The sequence below is a fragment of the Streptococcus suis genome (assembly GCF_002960445.1).
GTDB classification, from domain to species: Bacteria; Bacillota; Bacilli; order Lactobacillales; family Streptococcaceae; genus Streptococcus; species Streptococcus hyiners.
In genome coordinates this window covers 1-269 of record NZ_POJD01000496.1, presented here as the reverse complement: position 1 = coordinate 269, position 269 = coordinate 1, and the positions used below count along the sequence as shown (strand labels likewise).

The following is a 269-nucleotide window of genomic DNA, read 5'->3' as shown; positions in this document are numbered from 1 at the left end:
AAAGGCTGATATAGCTACGAAAATCGAGGTAAATAAACCTCTCGCCCATCCAAATTCAGGTACAAAATGAAAGGACAGTAAGAGGGCTCCAAAGGCTTCGACCGCCAAGGTAAAACCAAAAGCTGATTTGAGGAAGTTACGAAAATATTTTGTGTCAGATCGGTTTAGAGCCTCTTGTAAGGTCGCCATATTGATGAAATTCATTTTACGACCACCGCGTAGAGCGAAGAGACCAATAAATCCTATCAAGCTCAAACCACCAATTTGGA

1 pseudogene is annotated in these 269 nt (G+C 41.6%); it reads right to left on the bottom strand.

From position 1 onward, the window contains the following. Nucleotides 1-269, bottom strand: a pseudogene (locus C1G53_RS12960) (TrkH family potassium uptake protein); the annotation flags it as partial.